Here is a 22,709-nt window from a genome sequence, read left to right on the forward strand (position 1 = left end):
TTTTCCATTAAATACGTTTTCATAAAGAAAAGTAGTTGGATAGTATCATATATCTAGAACCTTATTAGACCAAGATTGTTTTTTTAGTTTAGATTAAAATAAAGATTCGAATAAAGATTGTCCATCTTTGATGTACTAAAAATAAAAAAGGAACAACTAATTATGAAAAAATTAACTTTAAAAAGTGCCTATTACTAGTAGGTGTATATTTTATTGCTAGCTTATTAACTCAATACTTTGTTAATAATTCAACTGAATTAACAGCTGCTGTTATAGGTGCAATTGTATTTGCTGTATTTATTTTTATAGGAGAAATGTTATCTAAAAAGATGTAAAAAGATAAGGCTGCTCAAATTACTATCTTTACTGTTAATACTAAATAAAAAATAATATACGATACATGAAATTGGATAAAACCGTGTATCGGGAATTTTCTCTCTATTCTATAAGGGTAATTTTTTATAAACCTCTCCAATACATGTTTATTTTGTATTTGAAATAAAATCATATATAAACGTTTTGTTATAAAAGAATTGAAACCAACAGGATTAGTCTTAGTTAACTAAGAGCTGATTGAAGAAATAATAATAAGCTCATGCCTCAAAAAAATTAAAATCCAGTGAAACATTGCAGTTCTACAATATTAAATAGCAGTCATATAAGTTCTTCCGAATTAAATGACATTGAGCGTAAATCAATGGACGTTATTAACTTATGCTTAGAATATGTTGCATAAAAAAATATTGAAGACGGTTTACAAAATTGCACTTTTTTCTGTTACTATAGATAACTTATTGAATGTATCTATTGATTCTCCTCTCCAAAAACAAGTGTTTTTGGTAACCTTTTTATAGAAAGAGAAAATAATCAAAAAAGCTTATGAAACCAATTTTCATACTATTACCAAAATCAATGTCCATAACTATTACCAAATACTATTACATATAAGATGGTTCATGCTATAATAAAAACGAGAGGTATTAAAACAATAAATAAATAATTTACATATCTGTTGTATAAGAAAAAATAATTTAAAGAGGTGAAATGATGCGAATTGCTTATGCCAGAGTTTCAACAGATAAACAAGAGCTTCATCGTCAATTAGATGCATTAGAAAAAGTAGGTTACGATAAACTCATTCAAGAAAAATTTACTGGTACTCAAAAAAAAAGAACAGGACTAGATAGCTTATTTAATACCGTACGATCTGGGGACATCGTCATTATTGAATCGATTAGTCGATTAGGTAGAAAAACATTAGACATCCTTTCTACCGTTGAAGAATTAAAAGAACAGGGAGTAGAAGTTATATCGTTAAAGGAGAGTTTGGATACTTCCACACCTACGGGTCAAGCTATGTTTCAAATGATGGCTGTGATTGCTCAACTGGAACGTGATTTGACTGTACAACGTGTAAATGAAGGTTTAGCATCAGCTAAAGCACGAGGGGTAAAACTTGGTAGACCTATAATGGACAAACAAAAAGTAAAAGACGCTTTAAGCCTATATGATTCAGGACACTATTCCGTCAAAGACATTATTAGAATTACTGGTATTTCTCAAGGCTCCTTATACAGGAAGATAAATGAAAGAGAATCAAAACAAATATTAGTCAAAGTAGATGAGTCAATTGAATATTAGTAACAATATTTTAGCATCATATAATATCGAACAAGCGATACCTATTTATTTTAAAAAAACTAATCAAATATTAATATTGCTATGTTTAATTAGTTAGCTAAAGAATCGCCGAGTTTTAAAGTAGAGCTTCCTAATAGAGAAGTTATGTCATGTAAAGTAGCTCAAATAGGTGGAAAAGCATTAATGTCTAATCCTAATAAAGCATTAAGATAATGGATACTAAGAGATATATTAAACCTCAAAGAAGGTATTCCAGTTACTATGAAAATATTAAATGAGATTGGAATTGATAGTATCAAATTAACAAAAAAAGATGATAGTTATTATTATTTAGATTTTATGGAAAGCGGTTCTTATGAAGTTTTTGAGCAAAGTAACCATCCTTAATCATTCATGGCTTTTCTGAAAATTTTCAAAAACCTTACAATGAAGCTATTATTTCATGAGTTTTCCTACACTCAAAGGGTGCAAGTTAATAAAACAAAAAAACTGCGCCATAATAAACTTTTTAATACGATTTAGAAATATTATAAATTATTCAGATCTGACTATAGTTTATTAAATTTCTAAGCACATTGCAAAAACTAGTCAATGATCGAGATTCCTCCTCGCGGGGTACATCCTTGCTATTCGCTAACAGTTCCTACTGCAAAGCCTGTAGTGGACTTTCACCACCAAGTTATCACCTATGCCGGGCGCACTAAAAAAGACATTCATCGAAATAGATGAATGTCTTCAAAAACCATATCTCTATAGAAAAATTGAACTAGATATATGTTTCTTATAAAATGACTACGCTTAAAAATTAAAGTACATAGTTTTATTATCCTCTATTTAATTAGCTTTGTAGAATCTATTTTGACTGAATGTGAGCTTTATTTAGCTCAGTATTGCTGTTCTTCGAAATGACTTCTTTGTACCAATAAAACGAATCCTTTTTTAATCTATTAAATGTTCCATTTCCAAAATCATCTACATCTACATATACGAAGCCATATCTTTTCTTAACTTCCCCAGTCCCAGCTGATATTAAGTCAATGCATCCCCAAGGCGTATAGCCAATCAATTCTACTCCATCAATAGTAATAGCATCTCTCATAGCAGAAATATGATCAGATAAATACTGAATTCTATAATCGTCATATATTTTTCCATCAACTACTTCGTCGATATTTCCGATCCCATTCTCGACGCACATTAAAGGCTTTTGATAACGATCATATAGCTCATTTAGGACAAACCTAAAACCTTTGGCATCTATCGGCCAACCCCAAGGAGTTGTTTCTAGATAAGGATTGCTTTGCCCTTGCTGCCCTCCAGTAGTAGTTGTAGTTTCAGCATTTCTATCAAATACAGTGGTTCTATAGTAACTAAACGATAGGAAATCTGAAGGGTAATTCCGTAGAATTTCTTCATCACCAGCTTCTAATTGTAAAGTGAAATCATATTCATCGAAAATACTTTGAGCGTATGCTGAATAATATCCGCGCATCATAACATCAGAAAATAACAGCGCTCTTCTTCTAAATAGGTATGACCCAAAAACATCATCTGGATGACTCGTTTTAGGATAGATGCCAGACAACGCTAACATACAACCAATTTTATTGTATGGATTAATTTCATGCCCGAGTTTATTAGCATAGCTGCTTGCAACCATAAGATGGTGTAGTGATTGGTATTTCTCAGAAGCTTCATCAGGAAGGTAATTGTTTGTAGGGATCACTGGACCACTGATCTCTAGTTGCTCTTTATTTTCTTTATAGGTACCTAATGTCCAAAATCCTCCTAAGACATTGATCTCATTTATAGTAATCCAATATTCAACTTTATTTTTATATCTTGTAAACAGAACTTCGCAATAATTCAAATAGAAATCAATCATCTTTCTATTTGTCCACCCACCGTAATTTTCAGCTAATTTGATAGGCATATCGAAATGCAATATCGTGACAATTGGCTGTATTCCATATTTTAAACATTCGTCAAAAACTTCATCATAAAATTGTAGGCCCTCTTCATTAGGCTCCGCTTCATCTCCATTTGGAAAAATTCGTGTCCAGGAGATCGACATTCTATAGCAATTAAAACCCATTTCAGCCATTAAGCGTATGTCTTCTTTATAATGGTGATAGAAATCTGTTGCTATATGACTTGGATAATGCTCATCGTCTTTTAAAACTGCCTTAGCTCCCATAGGCAATGATTCGCCTAATGTAATAGAGCCTTCGCTACCAAATGAATCTTTATAAAAAATTTTTCTTGGTTTATTATGTGTTCCACTAGTAATAAAGTCCGATGCCGCAAGGCCTCTGCCGCCTTCCAAGTATCCACCCTCATATTGATTAGCGGCGGTAGCTCCACCCCACATAAAATCTTTTGGAAATTCTTTCTTCAAAAATATTACCTCCTTTTTCTAATTAAACGACAAAACTGTACTATTGAGATCTAGTTCTTCCAAGTTGCTAGTGACTTGTATAGATTCTTTATTTGGATTAGTAATTACCATCATGGTTGTAACTGAATATCCTGCTTCTTTGATTAAATTAATATCAAAATCTGCTAAAACATCTCCAGTGTTAACATGTTGTTCTTCACTGATATGCATGTCAAAATATTTTCCATTTAGCTTTACGGTATCAATACCTATATGAATTAGAACTTCTACGCCATTATCCAGTCTCAATCCTAATGCGTGTTTTGATGGGTAAACCATAGATATCTTGCCGCTTCCAGGGGAAAATACTTTACCAACTGATGGCTCAATTGCAACTGTTTTCCCCATTACTTCATTTGAAAACAGCTCATCTTTGACCTGATTTAATGAAATAAAATTTCCTACAATTGGCGATTTTAATACGCTTTGCTTATTAGGAGTTGTTATTGTATCAGCTTTTTCATTTAAACTACTTTGTACCCTATCTCCATCTATTGCATCACTATATCCAAAAAGATAAGTCAATACCAATGAGATGGTAAATGCAGTGACAACAGCAATAATAATTCCTACAATCCCATGTTCTAGAAACACTGGTAGTGTAAGAGTATTGGACACACCATATGCGCTTGCAGCTGATCTAAAAAACCCTGCTAATGCTCCACCGATAGCCGAGGCTAATGAAGCAATAATGAAAGTTTTTTTGTGTTTTAAAGTAAAACCATATACTGCTGGCTCAGTAATACCAAAAATTGCAGTAGTAAATGCAGTAGTAAATGCTTCTGATTTAAGCTTTTTATTCTTTGTCTTCAATCCAATTCCAAGAACAGAACCTGCTTGAGCATATTTTGAAGGTAGATACATTGCAGTAATAGTGTCGAAGCCATAAACGGCAACATTATTGATTTGAACGGGTGCGATAGCCCAATGTACTCCAAATACAACAAATGTTTGGTATAAACCACCTAACACAAAACCAGCAACTATTGGATTGAATGAGTAAATAACCGTATATACATTTGCAATTCCTAAACCTACATAATTGCCAATTGGTCCAAAAATCAAAAAGACAACTGGTACTACGACCATTAGGGAAATTAAAGGAATAACAAAACTCTTGATAATATCTGGTATGACTCTTTCTAAAAACTTCTCAACCTTAGATAACACCCAAGTTCCTAAGATTGTTGGGAGAACAGAAGAACTATAATTGATTAATACAATAGGTATTCCTAAGAAAAACAACCCTTCTCCCTCTGTAAATGCTGAAATCATATCAGGAAAAATAAGTGAACCGCCAATTACCATTGCAATAATTGGATTTGCCCCAAACTTCTTAGATGCCGTATACGCTAAAATGATTGGTAAGAAGTAAAAAATTGCATTTGCTGAAGCGGATAATACTCGATAAGTGCCTGAAGTGCTATCCATTCCAAAAAACAGTGTCCCAATCATTAGAAGCCCTTTAATGATTCCGCTTCCAATCATTGCCCCTAAAATCGGGGTGAAAATAGCTGAAATAATATCAATAAGCTTACTAAAGGGATTTTTGTTATTGTCTTCTACTACGTCATAATTACCATTTTCTTTTCCCAAATTACTAATCTTTTGCAATGCTTTATAAACGTAAGGTACATTATTTCCGACAACTACCTGGTATTGTCCACCACTTTGCATTACTGTAATAACTCCGTCAATATTTTTAATTTCTTCTGTTTTTGCTTTGTCTTCATCTTTAAGCTTAAAACGTAATCTCGTTGCACAATGAACAACTGAATTTACATTACTTTCCCCGCCAACGAGATCTAAAATCTTTTTTGCTAGTTCTTCGTTTTTCATTACTTCATCCTCCTTTTTGTTATAATAAACTCATTATTGATTGATTCAGCAGTTATGTAAACCCTTTCCGCCGTTTTTGAAGCAGCGTTGCAATAATTTATTCTGAATCATTATTTTTTGAAAAATTATTTCATTCTATTTTTTTAACATGGTATAATTTGACTTAGGGGGCGCTAAATAATGGACTTAATTACTAAGATGAACCAAACTCATTTTTTCTCAAATTCTGAGACAGCTATCATTCAGTTTCTTCTTCATAACCCAGAAATCATTAGAAATTACACTACAAAAGAAATCGCAAATCAAACTTATACCAGTCCTTCAACTGTAGTAAGGTTAGCTCAAAAGTTGGGGTATCAAGGGTATAATGACTTTCGAATTGATTTCTTATCAGCCGTTCACGTGCGTAAATCTCCTTTAATTTCTATAGATGCCAACTTTCCCTTTAAAGAAAATGATGCTATTGAAACCATTTCATCTAATCTATCTCAATTGTTTATTGATGCTATACAAGAATCAAATTCATTAGTTGATGCTAAAAAATATGAACAAGTCATTCAACTATTAGATGAAGCAGATTTCATTGATATATATGGAGTAGGTCTTAATCAACATTTAGCTTATAGTTTTATGCTAGACATGAAAAGAATCAATAAAGAAGTGACAATATCTGAAAACCACCAAGAATTGGTCATAAAAGCAGCTAATTCAAATAAAAGACGAGTCTCATTGATCATTTCTTATACTGGAGAGACTGATGAGATTATTGAATATTGTCAAATTCTTAAAAATACAAATTCGCCAATGATTTGTATTTCAAGTGTTGGACATAACAGTATTTCTGATTTATGTAATATTACATTAAATATTGTTTCAAGAGAGAAAATGTTTTCGAAAATAAGTACTTTTTCTTCGAAAGTATCTATCCTTTTAATTTTAGATTTGCTTTATGCCGGGCTATTTTCAAAAAATTATGAGAACAATATCGAACATTCAATTGAAATGAAAAAAATATCTACTCCTTTTAGGTCAAAAAATAAACCGCTACTTGAAGATATATGAACATTTTCCATAATATCATTACTTATATTTTTTTATTTTAAAAATATTTTCATCGGTTTCTTTAATACGCTATTTCGGACATTGAAAGTTAGTATCTCTATAATAAAGGAAATTCTTAATTCTTCCACAGTCCTTAGAAACAGTAGTAAGACAAGAAGACCAAACATAGTAAAATGTTTGGTCTTCTTGTCTTTTTTGATTTACGTAAAGTGCCTGAATTTTAAATATAAGATACTAATTTGAAGAAACAGTGATTTAAAAATCTCTAACTAATCAAAACTAAAATCTAATTCAGGTCCTACTGGAACAATGCCTGTCGGGTTGATATTTTTATGGCTGCGGTAATAATGTTCTTTGATGTGTTTAAAGTTCACTGTCTCCGCTATGCCTGGCCAATTATCGTATAAATTTTGTTCGAAAATTAAAAACTATTAACTTAGATAACACATGATTATGCTTAGTTAGGTTTTCCAAATAATAGGTTTATTATTTACTTGATAATTTCCTTTTATCATTAACCTCACAGACGCAAAACGTATTAATGCCAATTTAATAGTATCATCCTCCATTAATTGGTTTAGAAAATTAAAAACTACAATAGCAATTTTTCTTAATAGATGATAATTTAGATATCGTCAGACAACTACATGAAACGTTAACAAAAACAAGTATTTTCATATCCCCGGAAAATTATCCTCTTTCTTTTATTCAATCACCAAGTAGCGAATTAAAAATCTATTAAAAAAACTATATACATTCAAGTAATAATTACTGAAATAATTTTTAAATAAAAACTATTCTATCAACTCTATAAGTATATCTTGTTCTTACAGAAATTATAGAGTTTCTTTCAGCTTTATTCATCCAAAATTATTTCCCTATGTTTTTTCTAATGCGGCGTTTTCTAATACTTCTACTTACTTGCCCTTATATTGATATGAGTTGCACAACTACACTTAAGTAAATATTCATTTCTTATTAAGTAGATGGTCTCTCTTACGTTTATATCTTGTTAACGTACTTTTACTGATCCCAGTCATTTTTTCTACCTGTGTGTAAGAGTGAGTTTCTAGTAGACTCATGGCTAGTGTAATTTGCTGTTGAGAGAATTTTTTAGGACGACCTTCTCGGTATCCTGGTCGCTGCTTAGCTATTTCTTTTCCTTCTTGAGTTCGTTCTACGATTAAGTCACGTTCAAAATCTGCGAAAGCACTAAAGATAGTGAAAATAAGTCTTCCGGTAGACGTATTCTCAATCACACCTAGATTTAACACATTAATTTTAACTCCTTTTTCAAAAAGTAATTTAATTGTACTTAAAGCATCTTGGGTACTTCGAGCAAATCGATCGAGTTTTGTTACGACCAATGTATCTCCAGCTCGAATAATTTGGATCAGCTTTTGAAATTCTGGACGATCTTTTTTTGTTCCAGTAATTTTTTCAAAATAAATTTTGTTGCAATGTTCCTCTTCTAATTGACGCATCTGTCCTTCTAAATCCTGGTGGCGAGTACTCACTCTTGCATAACCATATTTCACACTTTTCACCCACTTTTCTGATTTACTTTCGAACATAAGTTATGACACCGCTGTATGTATTGATTTTACTGGATTAAGAATTCATAGTCAATACTCTTGAGTTATGACACCTATACAACAAATACTAAGCCGATTAAAATTGGTTTAGTATTTGTTAAAGCACCCTCTGGTGGAAATTCTATTCAAAAACACCTCCCTGAAATTCTAGTGAGGTGTTTATTGCATCATCAAATTTTACAACGATACGCATTTTAACAGTAAGCGCCTAATAGAAAGGTATCTTCCGAAATACAAAATCTCTTGATAAACTTGAAACAATTCAAGTTTACAGGAGGTTTTATTTTTGAAAGCAAAACAAGATGTTGTCCCAGTGACGTTAACCGGTGATTCAAAAGCTCCATCTACCACGTCATTTAAGCCGAAGGCTTCCCCCTCTACATTGGTGGCTCGTGTCAAATTCTCCCGAGCAGAGTTATTTCTCTATGAAGAGATCAAAGAGGAGATAGTGCATATTCTTTTATCGGAGTTGAGTGCTCATGAAAATTATTGACCTTACTAAAGTGAAGAATGTATTTATCGTTTGTGGAAAAACTGATATGCGCCGGCAAATTGATGGTTTAGCTGCAACAATTGTTTGGACGCAAAAAGGAGACTTTGTCTCCTGAAATAATTCATCCCAACCAAACGGATCTTTTTGAGGATGACCCGTCTTTTAGTTGGCCAGAGCAGACTGGCAGCCAAAGCGAAGAAGAAACAATCGAAGAAAATCCTGTCCGTCGTCATAAGAAGAAAGGTCATCAAAAAGAAAAATTCGTTCACTTACGAGTCGTTGAGCATCTATACCGTGAAGAAAATTGTACTTGTCCTCAATGTGCTTCTGCCATGAAAGAAGAACCGTGAGTTGAAACCAGGTTATAATCTTCAAGTGGCATCCAGCAACCAGTTCGTCATTGCCTATGATATTTTTTCAAATCCAACGGACACACGAACATTGATCCCTTTTTTAGAGTCCATTCAAACGTTAGATTTATTTAAGTATATAGGCGCAGATGCAGGGTATGGAAGTGAAGAAAATTACCAGACAGTTGTGGATACGTTTGATAAAGTCCCTTTAATCCCCTACGGCATGTACCATAAAGAGAAAAGTAAAAAATATGCTTCTAATCCAAAACATCGTCATAACTGGGATTATCATGGGAGTGAAGATCACTATACTGACTTAGATGGTGTCCGCTTTAGCTTTTCACACTACAGCACTTGGAATGATAAAAATAGTTTTGAAAGACAATTTAAAGTTTACAAGGCTGATGTGGAGCAACAGAATGAAAAGCTCGATTGATTAGCCAAAACACCCAAAGGTGTCCAACGCCAGACGTCGGTAAATTACAATTGGGAATATTTTAAGCATCATGTAAAAGAAAACCTTGAAAGTGATCATGGAAAAGCCATCTACGCTCAACGCAAAATTGACGTAGAAACTATTTTTGATCGATTGAAAGGTGGATTTGGTATGCGAAGAACCCATGTCAGAGGCAAGCAAGCTGTACATACTGACATTGGAATGATGCTTATGAGCATGAACCTAACCAAATTAGCCCTTGAGGCTAGAAGAAAAGCGGAAGCTTTTCAACACAAATCAGTCAAAAATAAAAACCGCGACGAAACAATCACATTTATGATTATTTCATCGCGGTTTTTATTTTTAGAGCTAGTTATTTCCCAGCCACACTATTTCTTTTAAGACATACCTGGTTTCAATACTACTTTAATGTTATTATCTGCTTTTTTGTCAAAAATATCGTATGCTTCAGCCGCACGTTCCAAAGGCATTGTATGTGTAATGATATCCGATGGGTCGAATTCCCCTTTTTCAATCATATCATAGATTTTCGGCATCAAGTGGATAACCGGAGCTTGTCCCATTTTGATACTCACATTACGAGTGAAGAAATCTTGGAACGGGAAATTCGTTGCTGGAGTCATATAAACCCCAGTTACCATCAATGTCCCAAATTTCTTCACAGCTTCACTTGCCGTTTGTAGCGGTGAGTAAGAACCGCTTTGCAAGGTAAGAATCTCTTTAGCTTTTTCTTTGATTGGTCTTACGCCATCCATTCCTACACAATCTATTACTACCTCAGCGCCGCCCTTAGTCATTTCATACAATTCACTACCAACTTCAGAAACATCTGAAAAATTCACGATCTCTACGCCGTTCATTTTTTTCGCATGTTGCAAACGATGATCGACGTTATCTACGGCAATTACACGTTTAGCACCTTTCATTTTGGCAAATTTTTGTACAAATAATCCGATAGGTCCAGAACCCAATACGATTACTGTATCTCCTGGTTTCATGCCACTATGTTCTACACTCCAATATGCTGTTGGCAGTACATCTGATAGAAATAATACCTTCTCATCAGGCAGATTACTATCAGGAACAACAAAAGAAGTAAAATCTGCAAATGGGACACGTAAGTATTCAGCTTGTCCTCCAGGATGATTTCCTTCCATTTTACCAAAACCGAACAATCCGCCTTGATCAAACATTGGATTAGGATTGGAATTGTCACATTGACTTTCCATATGATGAGCACAGAAATGACACTCTCCACAACCAATGTTGAAAGGGATAACGACTCGGTCGCCTTTTTTCACTTTCGTCACTGCAGAACCAACTTCTTCTACAATTCCCATAGGCTCATGCCCTACTACATAGTCTTCTTCCATGACCGGTTTCCCGTTATGGTATAAATGCAAGTCAGAACCGCAAATAGCTGTTGCTGTAATGCGAACGATCATATCGGTTGGTTCTTCAATCGTTGGATCCGGGACTGTTTTGACTTCCATTTTTTCATTTCCTTGCCATGTTACTGCGCGCATAAAATCTCTCCTTTTTGTAAAAGTGATAGTTTCAGCTTTTGAAAGCAGTTTATCATCTTTTTTTCTATAAGTAAAAAGTTAAGACTTCACTTACGTTTACGAACCTTCTTTATTTTTGTTCCACTTTTAGCTGTGCCATATGATTTTTCTCATAAACGACAAGGGATTCCTACTACTAAAGCTACGATTGGAAAGCCGCTATCTATGAATAACCATTCTATGACCGATACGGGAATATAGATCAGATGAATAAACACCATCAACCCTATGTAAATCTTATGCCATTTTCGCTCAATTTTTGTCATCAAAAAAAAACATTCTCTCAGTATCCTGAATTATTCATGGTTTTCCAAAAATGCTTCAAAAACCTTGTTATAATAGTCTATTTTGTTTCGTTCATTCGCACCCTTTGGGTGTACAAAAAGAACCCCAATCTGCTATGGTTAAAGCGACTAAACCAAACCAAAGAAAGGGGTTCTCTCAATGGCAACTTCACACGAAAATCGTTTACTTTTCAATTCAAATATCTCGGTATCTCACTCTGGTGGAAATTTATCCTCAGATTCCGGCTTAATATTAGCAAAAGAACTCATGGATAAATTTAAGTTTAGCCGAATCCTACGTAAAATATCCAGATTCAAGACGACCGACTGTATTATATTCATGAAAATGAATCCATTCTGGAACAAATCGTCTTACAGTTAATTGCAGGGTTTGGAAGTGAAGAAAATTACCAGACAGTTGTGGATATGTTTGATAAAGTCCCTTTAATCCCCTACGGCATGTACCATAAAGAGAAAAGTAAAAAATATGCTTCTAATCCAAAACATCGTCATAACTGGGATTATCATGGGAGTGAAGATTACTATACTGACTTAGATGGTGTCCGCTTTAGCTTTTCACACTACAGCACTCGGAATGATAAAAATAGTTTTGAAAGACAATTTAAAGTTTACAAGGCTGATGTGGAGCAACAGAATGAAAAGCTCGATTGATTAGCCAAAACACCCAAAGGTGTCCAACGCCAGACGTCGGTAAATTACAATTGGGAATATTTTAAGCATCATGTAAAAGAAAACCTTGAAAGTGATCATGGAAAAGCCATCTACGCTCAACGCAAAATTGACGTAGAAACTATTTTTGATCGATTGAAAGGTGGATTTAGTATGCGAAGAACCCATGTCAGAGGCAAGCAAGCTGTACATACTGACATGGGAATGATGCTTATGAGCATGAACCTAACCAAATTAGCCCTTGAGGTTAGAAGAAAACCGGAAGCTTTTCAACACAAATCAATCAAAAATAAAAACCGCGACGAAACAATCACATTTATGATTATTTCATCGCGGTTTTTATTTTTAGAGCTAGTTATTTCCCAGCACCTTTTTCATTTTCTAGGTACCTTTCCATTAGGCGCTTACTTTTAACAAAAGACTTATGGAACATTATAAAGTTCAACAATCAAACCACTTTAAATAGAGTGAGAATTTAAACCAAAGAATTATCTTAAGCACTCCATATGAAAAGCGAAATGATCTTCCAAGAAAGTAGCAATGAAGAAGTAGCTATGGTCGTAGCCTTCTTCCTTTTTGTAATCTACGGCTACATTATTTTCCTGAGCATTTTTCAAAAAATACGTTTCTGTTAATTGTTCTGGATAAAACCCATCCTCAGTTCCTTGCGTAATGAGAATAGGCGGCATCCCGGTTCCTTTAACCAGTTCGGAAGCATCCCACTCTTTCCAGGAAGTTTGATTCTCCCCTAAATAAGTGGTGAAGGCTTTGATCCCCCAAGGAACTTGACTAGGGCTCAAAATAGGAGATAAAGCCGAAATCGCTTTGAATCTCTCTGTATTTTTCATGCCCATTACCAAAGCGCCATGCCCTCCCATAGAATGCCCCATAATGCTCTCTTTCCCTGAGAAGTTGGGCACTAGAGAGGACGCAATCGCGGTTAACTCCTCTGTGATATAGGCATACATCTTATAATGCTTGGCCCATGGTTCTTGGGTCGCATCCAAATAAAATCCTGCACCTTGGCCAAGATCCCAAGACTCATCATCAGCAACATGTTCTCCGCGTGGTGACGTATCGGGAATCATGACAGCCACTTGATATTTTTCAGCCAATCTTTGGAAGCCACTTTTATGACTAAAATTATCATCGGTACACGTTAAACCCGATAACCACCAAATAAGCGGGATTTTTTCCATTCCCTTATTGGACGGCAAGTAGAGACTAAAGGTCATGTCGCACTGTAACACTTCTGAATAATGGCTGTACTTACGCTGTTCTCCACCAAAAGAGCGGTGGTTTTCAATAAGCTTAAGATTCACTTCTTCACTCCTCATATGTTAAAATCGTTCGAATCGATTCGCCCCTATGAAGCAAATCAAATGCCTCATTAATGTCAGTAAAGTTTAAGTGATGGGTGATATAGGGGTCCAAGTCAATTTTACCCTCCATAAAGTCCTCCACCATTCCTGGTAGTTCCGTTCTACCTTTGACTCCGCCAAAGGCTGATCCACGCCATACGCGTCCCGTTACTAATTGGAATGGGCGAGTATGAATCTCTTTCCCTGCGCCGGCTACACCGATAATAGTGCTTTCCCCCCAGCCTTTATGACAACATTCAAGAGCAGCCTTCATAACTTCCACATTTCCAATACACTCGAAGCTATAATCAACTCCCCCATCCGTCATTTCAACGATGACCTCTTGAATAGGATGATCAAATTTAGCTGGATTCACAAAATCGGTTGCGCCCATTTTTTTAGCTAATTCAAACTTATCTTCATCTAAGTCGACAGCAATAATTCGGCTGGCCTTTGCTTGGACCAATCCTTGAATAACAGCTAAACCGATAGCCCCAAGGCCAAATACGGCTGTTACCGCACCTTCTTCCACTTTTGCCGTTTTGTGTACAGCACCTATTCCTGTAGTTACACCGCACCCAAATAAAGCGACTTTATCAAGGGGTGCTTCTGGGTTGATTTTTGCTAAAGAAATTTCAGGTACGACTGTATATTCGCTAAAGGTACTGGTTCCCATGTAATGATAAATCGGCTCTCCCTTATAAGAGAAACGCGTAGTTCCATCAGGCATTAAACCTTTGCCTTGCGTTTCTCGCACGGCACTACATAAGTTGGTTTTACCAGAAAGACAGAATTTACATTCCCCACATTCAGCCGTGTACAGTGGAATCACATGGTCTCCTGGTTTTACGGAAGTCACTTCATCCCCTACAGAAACTACAACACCAGCACCTTCATGACCTAGTACAGCCGGAAATACACCTTCTGGATCATCACCCGATAAAGTAAACGCATCAGTATGGCAAACTGAAGTATGCAAGATTTTTACTAAGACCTCTTTTGCCTTTGGTTCTTCTACATCGATTTCTACAATTTGAAGCGGTTCTCCTGGTTTAAATGCAACAGCAGCTTTACTTTTCAATTGAATACCTTCTTTCTTTTGTTTGCTAATTTACTTTTCCATCATCTCATATTATAATTCATTAGACAATACTGACGCTTTTGTCACTATAAACAAAATATCAATAGAAAGAGATGGTACTATATGACTATTCATTATAAAGAAAAAACTTTTTTCACTAGCAAGGATTTGGCTTTATCCGTTATAGGTGGACGTTGGAAAATAGCGATTATCTGGTGTTTGCTCCAACAGTCTCCATTAAGGTTAAGTGAAATACAAAGATACCTTCCCGATGTCAATCAACGTATGTTAATTAGACAATTAAGGGAATTAGAAGAAGATCAAATCATTACTAGGGTTGTATACCCGGTTGTACCTCCTAAAGTAGAGTATCAACTAAGTGAAATTGGTTTACTCTTAGAACCCATTGTAACTTCTATTTGTGATTGGGGAGATAGTTTTAGCGAATTTTTGAAAGAAAACGCTGACAAAACTTCAGTTGAATAATAAACTGCACAAACATTTTTGAAAACAAAAGTCCCTAATCGCTTGTATGAAGGCGTGTCTCAACTTCTTGAATGATCAATTTGATAGAAGAATTTGAGAAAAAGAAGTCAGGCTGCAGGCTTAGCTTCCTTTTTCATTTATCATCTAGAATTGAACGAGTAGACGATACACGTGCATAGCCTACTTTTATATTTTTCACTCCTTTTTATCAGCTTACTTAATCGACACTCATAATAAACACTAAAAAAAGCGAAAAAACAAAACCTTATCGCTGTCTGTTCTAGGTACACTCTAAACAGACAATAATAAGATAACCACTTTAGAACGAATTGACTTTTATTTTACCAACGTCAGTTGACGTAGAACCAAAAATACACTCCTACTACTGAACAAAATAGTTCATAGTTTTGGGAGTGTATTTTTTTGAGAGACCTTTTGTCCCAGCCTCATTAATTTAATTTTTCATTATTGGTTTTTTGCATTATTTTTATTTGAATCTTTCTCTAACTTTAACTCTTTATAAGACTCAATAATATCAAATACAAAAATAATAAATACTATTATGAGGTTCTTAATAAAAAAATTATTAATGATTCAAATAAAAATAACTTACCTCTTTTTATTTTAAAGTTCCCTTTAGTTCCGCAGCTTTAGTAGCAATTAAATCCATTAACTCAGGAGACAAGGTATCGTAAGTCGGTAGTCCCAGATTATTTAATTCTTTACGAACATCCGCCATTTTAGAAGCTGGTGTACCTGTTTCGATTACAGATGAAACAAAGGCTGCGAATTTTGGTGCAGACCATCCTTTTTCTTCTGATAATTCTGTATGAATAAAGTCTAATCCGTAAAATGCATGATTTTTATTTTCTATACGACCATACATATGTGCACCACAATCTCTACAATAATGTCTTTGGATTGCCGCTGTTTCATCAACTACTTCTAACTTATCTTCATTGTTAATGACTTCAACTGTTTCACGAGAAACTACAGCTACTAAAGAAAACCTAGCGTCTTCTGGTTTCCAACACTGAGAACAGCCACATGCGTGGTTGTGTAGCGTTTGTGAGCTTACTTTGACCTCTACTTTATTCGATTCACAAAGACACGTTAATGTGCCCCCACCGAATCCTTCTACTTCAGGGTAATCTTGGATTCCGTTATCTAATCTTGGGTGTAATTTAATGTTTGTCATATACTTCACTCCTTGGATTTATTGTTTTTGATTCAGCGATATGAAACTCTAACTGTTCTTTTATAAATGATGAAATCATCTAATAGTTCTAAACATGTCCACTTGATATCCAAACAATCAAAAGATGATTCTTTTATTTCACGACTGCAGTTAGCTTAATCGTCTCCAATTCCTTTTTTTAGAATGGATTTGCATCGCTGATTGTTTTTCTAAAAAATTATTTGCGAAAAAAAACAATTCTTAATAAGACAGGATAGTGCGGATTGATTCACCTTTGTGTAATAGATCGAATGCTTCATTGATATCTTTAAATTCTAAGTTGTGAGTAATAAATGAATCTAAATCAATTTCACCATTCATGAAATCCAGAACCATTCCTGGTAATTCAGTTCTTCCTTTTACTCCACCAAATGCTGATCCGCGCCATACGCGTCCGGTAACTAATTGGAATGGACGTGTTTGAATTTCTTTTCCAGCACCTGCTACACCAAGGATAATACTTTCACCCCATCCTTTATGGCAAGATTCAAGTGCAGATCTCATTACATCAACGTTACCAATACATTCAAAGCTATAATCTACACCACCATTTGTCATTTCTACAATAACTTCTTGGATTGGGCGATCATATTCTTTTGAATTAACAAAATCAGTTGCGCCCATTTTTTTAGCTAATTCCCATTTGCTAGGATTAATATCAATTGCAATGATGCGTTTGGCGTTTGCTTTCTTTAATCCTTGAATAGCGGCTAAACCAATTGCACCAAGACCGAATACAGCTGCTACAGCGCCTTCTTCAACTTTTGCAGTGTTTTTAACTGCTCCCAGACCTGTAGTAACTCCACAACCAAGTAAAGCAATTTTGTCCAAAGGAGCATTTTCGTCAACTTTTACTAAGTTGATATCATTTACAACTGTGTACTCACTAAAAGTGCTGGTTCCCATATAATGATAAATTGGCTCTCCTTTATATGAAAAACGAGTTGTTCCATCAGGCATTAACCCTTTACCTTGCGTCTCACGGACTGCACTACATAAATTTGTTTTGCCAGAAAGACAAAATTCACACTTTCCACATTCTGCTGTATAAAGTGGTATAACATGATCTCCTGGTTTTACGGAAGTGACATTTTTACCTATAGATTCAACCACACCTCCACCTTCATGACCTAAGACAGCTGGAAAAACTCCTTCTGGATCATCTCCAGACAACGTAAATGCATCCGTATGACAAACAGATGTATACAATATTTTAACTAATACCTCATTTTCTTTTGGTTCTTCTACATCAATCTCAACAATTTTAAGTGGTTCATTTGGACCAAATGCTACTGCTGCTCTACTCTTCATATTTTTCCTTCTTTCTTAGATGTCGATCATTTGTAATAAATTCAGTGTAATACATAATGTAATAAAAGTTAATACTGATATATTTGTCACTATAGATTTAGAGAGTGTAAAATATCTTGTGTAAATGAAAAAATCCATACAAAAAAGGAAGTCCCTTCTGTAGAATAAAGTTAACGACAACCAATTCACAGAAAAGAGGACCTCCCTATAAATGATTTTACTACAGAAATTGTGCAAACTCTAGTCACTAAAGGCGATTTAAATGAATTATTCCGTTTAGTTTTAGTCGCTGTTTTAATATTAGTTAGCTTACCCAATATAGCCTATCCAGTACCTAATGAGGACGGAATGTATATTTATCTCTATATCCTAGTAACAAGTTTAAATGGAGTAAGATATGTTGTTCTTTCAATCTTTTCTTTTATATTAGGTATAAAACTTGTGTTTAAGAGTTAGACATACAATTTCATGTTCTTAATACATGAAATTGGATATAATCATGTATTTCGTACCTTGACTTAACAAGGTTTAACTTTACTTTTTTAGACTTATTCTTCAGCATTTTGTACGTCCCAGAGCGTATAATTTAATTATTTTATCTATAGATATTTTATTAGGCGTACTCATATCTACAAAATAAGGTAATTGCCATTTCTGAGTATTAATTGCTTGTTTGCTAGTTGGTCTATCCCAACTGGGATAGACTCTTATAGCCATCTTTCCTTTAGCGGACTGGGATCGAAGGATATTCTTTTTAATAAGTATTTCTTTTGGGAAAACAAATTGACCAAATTCATTATTTTTTTTAAAAGTTGTTATAACTAATAATTCAGGTGCTTCTTCAGATAAAAAAGGACGGTTTTTATTATTACTATCTTTTTCCCAAAAAGCAACAAACTGTCCTATTTTTGTAGGTGTGATTTTCGCAACTCTAAATCGAATGGTTTTAGAAGATAATCTAAAAACACCAGCAGCATACTCAGAATTTTGCTTTTCTTCTTGAACGTATTCTACCGTTAATTGTTTTGGTTCGTAAATTGTTTGATTCATATGTCTTAAGGCTTCTTGAAACACATTCATTTTATCGCTCCTTAAAAATTTAATTGATAAGACTTCATTACAAATAAAAGTAGTTCTTGTTTTTTTGTATTCACTAAAATGATACATGAAGTTCTATAAAATAGTGTGTTTGTAACCTATTCAAACAAATCTTATCTTATTGTCAGCATATCCAATATAACTTATTTTAGTTACAATTGTTATATTGATAAAAAGGTGGTGTCTCATGAAATTTATACAAAGATCAATAGAAATAAAATGGCCTATATTACTATTTGAAGTTATTTTTTTAATTGGAGGAATCATGCTTATCGCTACCGGAATAAAAATACGAAAGCAAAGCAAATCTTCAGCTTTGTTTAGCATAGTTATAGGGACAATACTTACATTAGTTTCACTATATTTATTATTTTGGACATTCATAGTTGGATATAATTCTTAAATTTAGAAGAGATCCAATAATTCTAGTTACTTATATACACGAAATTAGATAGAATCATGCGTCACAATCAAATAAAACATCTAACACTTCTTAATGGAGTGTTAAATGTCTTATTTGATTATTTTATTCGATTTTCAGCAATCGTATAGACTTCTTCATTATCTCTTTTTCCAATAACGACCACTTGAATGACTTCAACTTTACCTTGTACTTCTCTAAAAATGACACGAAGCCCCATTTTCTTGTTTTTCAACTTATTGCATTGTGCTAAAGCACCATGTAACGGCTGACCAGCGTCCATACCACGTAATTTAATGCGATTAAGAGCTTTATTAACAATAAAATTTTGGCTGCCGTCAAGCTTGTCGTAATCTTCTTTTGAGTATTCTGTCCATTCTATTTGGTGCAAACTTTACTCCCACCCATCATCTTCGTCGATAATAGGTCGTTCGTTTGCGATTTCTCCACGTACTTCACTATCAGAAAAAGTAGCGACTTTTTCGTTCAGCAGCCTTTTTTCAGTGATTAAATCAGCAATTTGATCATATAATCCATCGACTTCTTTATTGAGTGATTCGTATTGATTTTGTGTCAACATGACTCCAGCTACTTTTTCTCGATTAAAGACATAGACCCCAGCAGCTTCTTTATCTGCTCTTTGAAAGATCTCCATAGGAGATCGTTTTACTTCGGAAATAGAAGATGTTGGAATATCTAATATTTTCATGGCCATATAAATCCTCTCCTTTATCTAAAATCAGTATAAACCTTTTAAAAGACTTTTTAAAGACTTTTTTCTGTTGCTAAGCTTAACACGTGTAAAAATATTGAACCCTTATGTATAACGGAAGTTAAGTTTATTTGTTTCGATATAAAATCCTTTAGAATGACGAGGGAGAAAAAACGATGTAACTAGTTGATTGTACTAATACTGGTTCTATTTCATAATGAATGATATAAATGGTACGATTTTTCTATTTGTAAAAGAACTTTGACAGACAATAGGGAATGGAGTAGCTATTGTTTGTAGTAAGGAGGTAGTCCTATGAAATTTCATGAATCTATTAAAGAAAAGAGAAAAAATTTAAACCTTACACAGGAAGAAGTAGCAGAAAAATTGTTTGTTTCAAGACAAACAATTTCTAACTGGGAAAACGGAAAAACACTTCCCGATATAGAAAGTTTAATCTCTATTAGCGAATTGTATGAAATCTCATTAGATGAACTTATAAAAGGGGATAAGAAAATGCAAAGAAAAATAAAAATCAAACATAATTACGAAGATGAAATTATGATTTTGGGTATGGGAATCGTTATTCTAGGATCATTATTTTTTGATTTAAATATATTTGTTACTATGATTGGCTTGGGTTTAGTTTTAACTAGTGAAGAATTAGCAAAATATATAGATAATTTTTTAAATTAAACTCAAAAACACACTTGCAAGTACACTTATACGTGTACTTGCAAGTGTGTTTACTTCAATACATGAAATTGCTTAAAATAGTGTATATAAAACCTTGAATTAATAAGGTTATTTTTTCGGTTCAAAAAGTTACCAACTCTATTCTAAAATTATTTATCATCAATTTGATCGACAGGTATTTCTGGCATTCCTAGAATTCCAATGACAACTAACGAAACGATCCAAAGAATAAATTTCCATTTACTTTCTTTGTTTTTTTTCGCTATATCTCCAATCCTTTTTTATTAAATCGATTTGAATTAAAGCCGTAATAATGACACAATAAGGACATAGTATATAAAAAAGGAGATGGATAGGATGGGAAATGAGTCGAAACGACTTGTACATGATTTATATAATAGCCTTGTTCAGTCTAATACAGGCGAAGAAATGGAAGACATTAAAGAAGTTCTATTGAAAGTATATAAAAGACTTAATGACTCTAAGGAAAATCCTCCTATGATTAATCGTCTAATCAATTTCATTTATTTTAAAGCCTTTACTGAAAAATTAACATTTAGTGAAGAGCAAGATGAACTAATTAGACAATTAAGTGGAATTGGGCAAAAAGCTGGATTGAACGGTTCTTATCGAGCTAACTATGGAGATAAATCACAGTTCTAAAAGACACATGAAAGGATATAAAGTCGTGTATCTAGAATCTTAAACGAATAAGGTTCTTTTTTCTTAGGAATTGTATCCAAATATTAAAGTCCAAAATAAAACCCACAACAATACTAGCGTCATTGTAAGCCCAATAACTATGTTGACTATAGCTGCCGACTTGCTTTTTTTCCATATTTTAATTCCAGTAATAATGAGTGCAATTCCTACAAATAAAAATACAAGTTCAATTAACAAAAAAGGCCACTTAATTTCAATCATTCTTTTTAAGAATTGCATATAATACCTCTTTCTTTTTAACTAGGTTTTTAGATACGTGAAATTAGATAAATTCGTGTATATAAAACCTTATTAAATCAAGGGTATATATACATGGTTTTTTAAGTTAGGAAATCTGAATATTTTAATCGACATTTATAATAGACAGCGAAAAATAAATCAGATCAATACCTAGTAAGTGTTTATTTTGGGTTAGAACTTAAACTGATCCAAATAAAATAATAGTGTATTTGGAAAAAAAGGTTTAGGACAAAAGTCCTAAGCCTTTTTTTTTCAATTTAAAACAAATTTATTCTAGTCTTGTTCATTAGGATCATTACGTGCATCATCATGTGTTTCATGTATAGTACCTGGAATATGATCTGGACCTGCATAAACCGTGTATAGTTTTAAAGGTTTATCACCTGTATTCAAGATATTATGCCACATATCAGCTGGAACAAAAACAGCGTCATCATCTTTAACTTTTTGTTCAAAATTCAAGTTGTCTTCTGTAGGGCCCATTTTACATAGTCCGTTTCCTTCTTCAATACGAATAAATTGATCAATACCATGGTGAACTTCTAACCCTATATCATCATTAGGCTGGATAGACATAACGGTGACTTGTAATTTTTCACCCGTCCACATTGTTGTCCGATACCTATCATTTTGGACAGTAGCCTCTTCGATATTCACTATATAAGGTTTTTTTCCATATTTTTTATCGTTAATTTCCATTTCTTCTTCCTCCTTAGAATAAGCTTCATTTAACAATCATTACAAACTATCTCTATGATAACTTTACTAATAACTAAGTTAAAAAGCAAATATTTAATATTATATTCAAACCTAAATAATTCATAGTTTTTCTGAAAGCTATCTAAAACCTTACAGTGAAGCCATTATTTCACATATTTTACAACACCCTTTGGGTGTACAAAAAGAACCCCAATCTGTTATGGTTAA

Annotated in this window: 24 protein-coding genes and 4 pseudogenes; 15 read left to right on the forward strand and 13 right to left on the reverse strand. The window is 33.7% G+C overall.

The features are described from left to right. Positions 1–1,044: 1,044 nt before the first annotated feature. Both JHE06_RS11245 and JHE06_RS12345 read left to right on the forward strand, forming a co-directional pair. Positions 1,045–1,641 carry a recombinase family protein gene (locus JHE06_RS11245; RefSeq protein WP_442861667.1) on the forward strand — a complete coding sequence of 199 codons (597 nt, stop codon included), beginning with the start codon at positions 1,045–1,047 and terminating at the stop codon, positions 1,639–1,641. A gap of 261 nt (positions 1,642–1,902) precedes the next feature. Beyond that, entirely contained in the window at positions 1,903–2,028 is a 126-nt protein-coding gene (locus JHE06_RS12345) for a hypothetical protein (RefSeq protein ID WP_268905401.1), read from the forward strand. A gap of 466 nt (positions 2,029–2,494) precedes the next feature. Here the strand turns inward: JHE06_RS12345 and JHE06_RS11250 are convergent, their stop codons facing one another. Then, positions 2,495–4,039, reverse strand: a complete 1,545-nt coding sequence (locus JHE06_RS11250; RefSeq protein WP_268905403.1) for a glycoside hydrolase family 1 protein — start codon at positions 4,037–4,039, stop codon at positions 2,495–2,497. A gap of 18 nt (positions 4,040–4,057) precedes the next feature. Further along, on the reverse strand, positions 4,058–5,917 hold the full coding sequence (locus JHE06_RS11255) for a beta-glucoside-specific PTS transporter subunit IIABC (RefSeq protein WP_201088829.1): 1,860 nt from the start codon (positions 5,915–5,917) through the stop codon (positions 4,058–4,060). Positions 5,918–6,097: 180 nt separating this feature from the next. On the opposite strand from JHE06_RS11255, the gene JHE06_RS11260 reads away from it, so the two are divergent. Next, a complete protein-coding gene (locus JHE06_RS11260; RefSeq protein ID WP_201088830.1) occupies positions 6,098–6,979 on the forward strand; it encodes a MurR/RpiR family transcriptional regulator in 882 nt (293 codons plus the stop codon). 269 nt (positions 6,980–7,248) lie between these two features. On the opposite strand, the pseudogene JHE06_RS11265 reads toward JHE06_RS11260, so the two are convergent. Then, positions 7,249–7,377 (reverse strand): annotated as a pseudogene (locus JHE06_RS11265) (glutathione S-transferase family protein); the annotation flags it as partial. A gap of 570 nt (positions 7,378–7,947) precedes the next feature. Next, positions 7,948–8,517 (reverse strand): recombinase family protein, encoded by a 570-nt coding sequence (locus JHE06_RS11270; protein ID WP_201090068.1) that lies wholly within the window; start codon positions 8,515–8,517, stop codon positions 7,948–7,950. 343 nt (positions 8,518–8,860) lie between these two features. Between JHE06_RS11270 and JHE06_RS11275 the strand changes: the two genes are divergently transcribed. From JHE06_RS11275 to JHE06_RS11290, 5 genes and pseudogenes are all read left to right on the forward strand, one after another. After that, the gene (locus JHE06_RS11275; protein ID WP_201088831.1) at positions 8,861–9,067 is read left to right on the forward strand and encodes a hypothetical protein; all 207 of its coding nucleotides are present in this window, start codon (positions 8,861–8,863) and stop codon (positions 9,065–9,067) included. Next, positions 9,054–9,182 carry a hypothetical protein gene (locus JHE06_RS12350; RefSeq protein ID WP_268905406.1) on the forward strand — a complete coding sequence of 43 codons (129 nt, stop codon included), beginning with the start codon at positions 9,054–9,056 and terminating at the stop codon, positions 9,180–9,182. The genes JHE06_RS11275 and JHE06_RS12350 overlap by 14 nt, the downstream gene beginning before the upstream one ends. Beyond that, the gene (locus JHE06_RS11280; protein ID WP_201088832.1) at positions 9,172–9,417 is read left to right on the forward strand and encodes a hypothetical protein; all 246 of its coding nucleotides are present in this window, start codon (positions 9,172–9,174) and stop codon (positions 9,415–9,417) included. Before JHE06_RS12350 ends, JHE06_RS11280 begins: the two co-directional genes overlap by 11 nt. A gap of 1 nt (position 9,418) precedes the next feature. Beyond that, positions 9,419–9,856 carry a transposase gene (locus tag JHE06_RS11285; RefSeq protein WP_201088833.1) on the forward strand — a complete coding sequence of 146 codons (438 nt, stop codon included), beginning with the start codon at positions 9,419–9,421 and terminating at the stop codon, positions 9,854–9,856. Between the two features lie 33 nt (positions 9,857–9,889). Continuing rightward, a pseudogene (locus tag JHE06_RS11290) lies at positions 9,890–10,258 on the forward strand (transposase); the annotation flags it as partial. On the opposite strand, the gene JHE06_RS11295 reads toward JHE06_RS11290, so the two are convergent. After that, the gene (locus JHE06_RS11295; protein WP_201088834.1) at positions 10,255–11,403 is read right to left on the reverse strand and encodes a zinc-dependent alcohol dehydrogenase; all 1,149 of its coding nucleotides are present in this window, start codon (positions 11,401–11,403) and stop codon (positions 10,255–10,257) included. The pseudogene JHE06_RS11290 and the gene JHE06_RS11295 sit on opposite strands and share 4 nt — an antisense overlap. A 483-nt stretch (positions 11,404–11,886) precedes the next feature. Between JHE06_RS11295 and JHE06_RS12425 the strand changes: the two are divergent. The 3 genes and pseudogenes from JHE06_RS12425 to JHE06_RS11305 all read left to right on the forward strand — a co-directional run. Then, positions 11,887–12,134 (forward strand): annotated as a pseudogene (locus JHE06_RS12425) (transposase); the annotation flags it as partial. A gap of 18 nt (positions 12,135–12,152) precedes the next feature. Next, on the forward strand, positions 12,153–12,398 hold the full coding sequence (locus JHE06_RS11300) for a hypothetical protein (protein ID WP_201088835.1): 246 nt from the start codon (positions 12,153–12,155) through the stop codon (positions 12,396–12,398). 36 nt (positions 12,399–12,434) lie between these two features. Then, a pseudogene (locus JHE06_RS11305) lies at positions 12,435–12,830 on the forward strand (transposase); the annotation flags it as partial. A gap of 74 nt (positions 12,831–12,904) precedes the next feature. Here JHE06_RS11305 and fghA read toward each other — a convergent pair. Both fghA and JHE06_RS11315 read right to left on the reverse strand, forming a co-directional pair. Continuing rightward, the gene (fghA, locus tag JHE06_RS11310; protein WP_201088836.1) at positions 12,905–13,738 is read right to left on the reverse strand and encodes an S-formylglutathione hydrolase; all 834 of its coding nucleotides are present in this window, start codon (positions 13,736–13,738) and stop codon (positions 12,905–12,907) included. 4 nt (positions 13,739–13,742) lie between these two features. Continuing rightward, positions 13,743–14,858 (reverse strand): S-(hydroxymethyl)glutathione dehydrogenase/class III alcohol dehydrogenase, encoded by a 1,116-nt coding sequence (locus tag JHE06_RS11315; RefSeq protein ID WP_056998911.1) that lies wholly within the window; start codon positions 14,856–14,858, stop codon positions 13,743–13,745. Positions 14,859–14,981: 123 nt separating this feature from the next. On the opposite strand from JHE06_RS11315, the gene JHE06_RS11320 reads away from it, so the two are divergent. Next, positions 14,982–15,344 carry a winged helix-turn-helix transcriptional regulator gene (locus JHE06_RS11320; protein ID WP_056998910.1) on the forward strand — a complete coding sequence of 121 codons (363 nt, stop codon included), beginning with the start codon at positions 14,982–14,984 and terminating at the stop codon, positions 15,342–15,344. Between the two features lie 619 nt (positions 15,345–15,963). On the opposite strand, the gene gfa is transcribed toward JHE06_RS11320, so the two are convergent. The 3 genes from gfa to JHE06_RS11335 all read right to left on the reverse strand — a co-directional run bounded on the left by gfa (position 15,964) and on the right by JHE06_RS11335 (position 18,972). Further along, positions 15,964–16,542: an S-(hydroxymethyl)glutathione synthase gene (gene gfa, locus JHE06_RS11325; protein WP_201088837.1), complete on the reverse strand. Its 579-nt coding sequence runs from the start codon at positions 16,540–16,542 to the stop codon at positions 15,964–15,966. Positions 16,543–16,782: 240 nt separating this feature from the next. After that, the gene (locus JHE06_RS11330; protein ID WP_023179462.1) at positions 16,783–17,892 is read right to left on the reverse strand and encodes an S-(hydroxymethyl)glutathione dehydrogenase/class III alcohol dehydrogenase; all 1,110 of its coding nucleotides are present in this window, start codon (positions 17,890–17,892) and stop codon (positions 16,783–16,785) included. A gap of 555 nt (positions 17,893–18,447) precedes the next feature. After that, positions 18,448–18,972 carry a MepB family protein gene (locus JHE06_RS11335; RefSeq protein WP_201088838.1) on the reverse strand — a complete coding sequence of 175 codons (525 nt, stop codon included), beginning with the start codon at positions 18,970–18,972 and terminating at the stop codon, positions 18,448–18,450. Between the two features lie 205 nt (positions 18,973–19,177). Here JHE06_RS11335 and JHE06_RS11340 point away from each other — a divergent pair, with 205 nt between their 5' ends. Further along, entirely contained in the window at positions 19,178–19,393 is a 216-nt protein-coding gene (locus JHE06_RS11340; protein ID WP_201088839.1) for a hypothetical protein, read from the forward strand. Positions 19,394–19,511: 118 nt separating this feature from the next. Here JHE06_RS11340 and JHE06_RS11345 read toward each other — a convergent pair whose 3' ends face one another. Both JHE06_RS11345 and JHE06_RS12430 read right to left on the reverse strand, forming a co-directional pair. Then, positions 19,512–19,802, reverse strand: a complete 291-nt coding sequence (locus JHE06_RS11345; protein ID WP_201088840.1) for a type II toxin-antitoxin system RelE family toxin — start codon at positions 19,800–19,802, stop codon at positions 19,512–19,514. A gap of 3 nt (positions 19,803–19,805) precedes the next feature. Continuing rightward, positions 19,806–20,126: a type II toxin-antitoxin system Phd/YefM family antitoxin gene (locus JHE06_RS12430; RefSeq protein ID WP_442861668.1), complete on the reverse strand. Its 321-nt coding sequence runs from the start codon at positions 20,124–20,126 to the stop codon at positions 19,806–19,808. A gap of 312 nt (positions 20,127–20,438) precedes the next feature. On the opposite strand from JHE06_RS12430, the gene JHE06_RS12435 reads away from it, so the two are divergent. Both JHE06_RS12435 and JHE06_RS11360 read left to right on the forward strand, forming a co-directional pair. Next, positions 20,439–20,819, forward strand: coding sequence for a helix-turn-helix domain-containing protein (locus JHE06_RS12435; protein WP_201088841.1), 381 nt, complete (start codon positions 20,439–20,441; stop codon positions 20,817–20,819). A 357-nt stretch (positions 20,820–21,176) separates the two neighbouring features. After that, the gene (locus JHE06_RS11360; protein WP_201088842.1) at positions 21,177–21,482 is read left to right on the forward strand and encodes a bacteriocin immunity protein; all 306 of its coding nucleotides are present in this window, start codon (positions 21,177–21,179) and stop codon (positions 21,480–21,482) included. A gap of 573 nt (positions 21,483–22,055) precedes the next feature. On the opposite strand, the gene JHE06_RS11365 is transcribed toward JHE06_RS11360, so the two are convergent. Beyond that, entirely contained in the window at positions 22,056–22,481 is a 426-nt protein-coding gene (locus JHE06_RS11365; protein ID WP_058919454.1) for a cupin domain-containing protein, read from the reverse strand. Positions 22,482–22,709 lie beyond the last annotated feature (228 nt).

The sequence above is a fragment of the Carnobacterium sp. CS13 genome (assembly GCF_016653495.1).
GTDB lineage: Bacteria > Bacillota > Bacilli > Lactobacillales > Carnobacteriaceae > Carnobacterium_A > Carnobacterium_A antarcticum.

Coding starts and splice junctions, on each gene's coding strand:
- JHE06_RS11245 (WP_442861667.1), top strand. CDS start 1,045: ATGATGCGAATTGCTTATGCCAGAGTTTCAACAGATAAACAAGAGCTT.
- JHE06_RS12345 (WP_268905401.1), top strand. CDS start 1,903: ATGAAAATATTAAATGAGATTGGAATTGATAGTATCAAATTAACAAAA.
- JHE06_RS11255 (WP_201088829.1), bottom strand. CDS start 5,917: ATGAAAAACGAAGAACTAGCAAAAAAGATTTTAGATCTCGTTGGCGGG.
- JHE06_RS11260 (WP_201088830.1), top strand. CDS start 6,098: ATGGACTTAATTACTAAGATGAACCAAACTCATTTTTTCTCAAATTCT.
- JHE06_RS12350 (WP_268905406.1), top strand. CDS start 9,054: ATGAAAATTATTGACCTTACTAAAGTGAAGAATGTATTTATCGTTTGT.
- JHE06_RS11295 (WP_201088834.1), bottom strand. CDS start 11,403: ATGCGCGCAGTAACATGGCAAGGAAATGAAAAAATGGAAGTCAAAACA.
- JHE06_RS11300 (WP_201088835.1), top strand. CDS start 12,153: ATGTTTGATAAAGTCCCTTTAATCCCCTACGGCATGTACCATAAAGAG.
- JHE06_RS11320 (WP_056998910.1), top strand. CDS start 14,982: ATGACTATTCATTATAAAGAAAAAACTTTTTTCACTAGCAAGGATTTG.
- gfa (WP_201088837.1), bottom strand. CDS start 16,542: ATGACAAACATTAAATTACACCCAAGATTAGATAACGGAATCCAAGAT.
- JHE06_RS11330 (WP_023179462.1), bottom strand. CDS start 17,892: ATGAAGAGTAGAGCAGCAGTAGCATTTGGTCCAAATGAACCACTTAAA.
- JHE06_RS11335 (WP_201088838.1), bottom strand. CDS start 18,972: ATGAATGTGTTTCAAGAAGCCTTAAGACATATGAATCAAACAATTTAC.
- JHE06_RS11340 (WP_201088839.1), top strand. CDS start 19,178: ATGAAATTTATACAAAGATCAATAGAAATAAAATGGCCTATATTACTA.
- JHE06_RS12430 (WP_442861668.1), bottom strand. CDS start 20,126: ATGGCCATGAAAATATTAGATATTCCAACATCTTCTATTTCCGAAGTA.
- JHE06_RS12435 (WP_201088841.1), top strand. CDS start 20,439: ATGAAATTTCATGAATCTATTAAAGAAAAGAGAAAAAATTTAAACCTT.
- JHE06_RS11360 (WP_201088842.1), top strand. CDS start 21,177: ATGGGAAATGAGTCGAAACGACTTGTACATGATTTATATAATAGCCTT.
- JHE06_RS11365 (WP_058919454.1), bottom strand. CDS start 22,481: ATGGAAATTAACGATAAAAAATATGGAAAAAAACCTTATATAGTGAAT.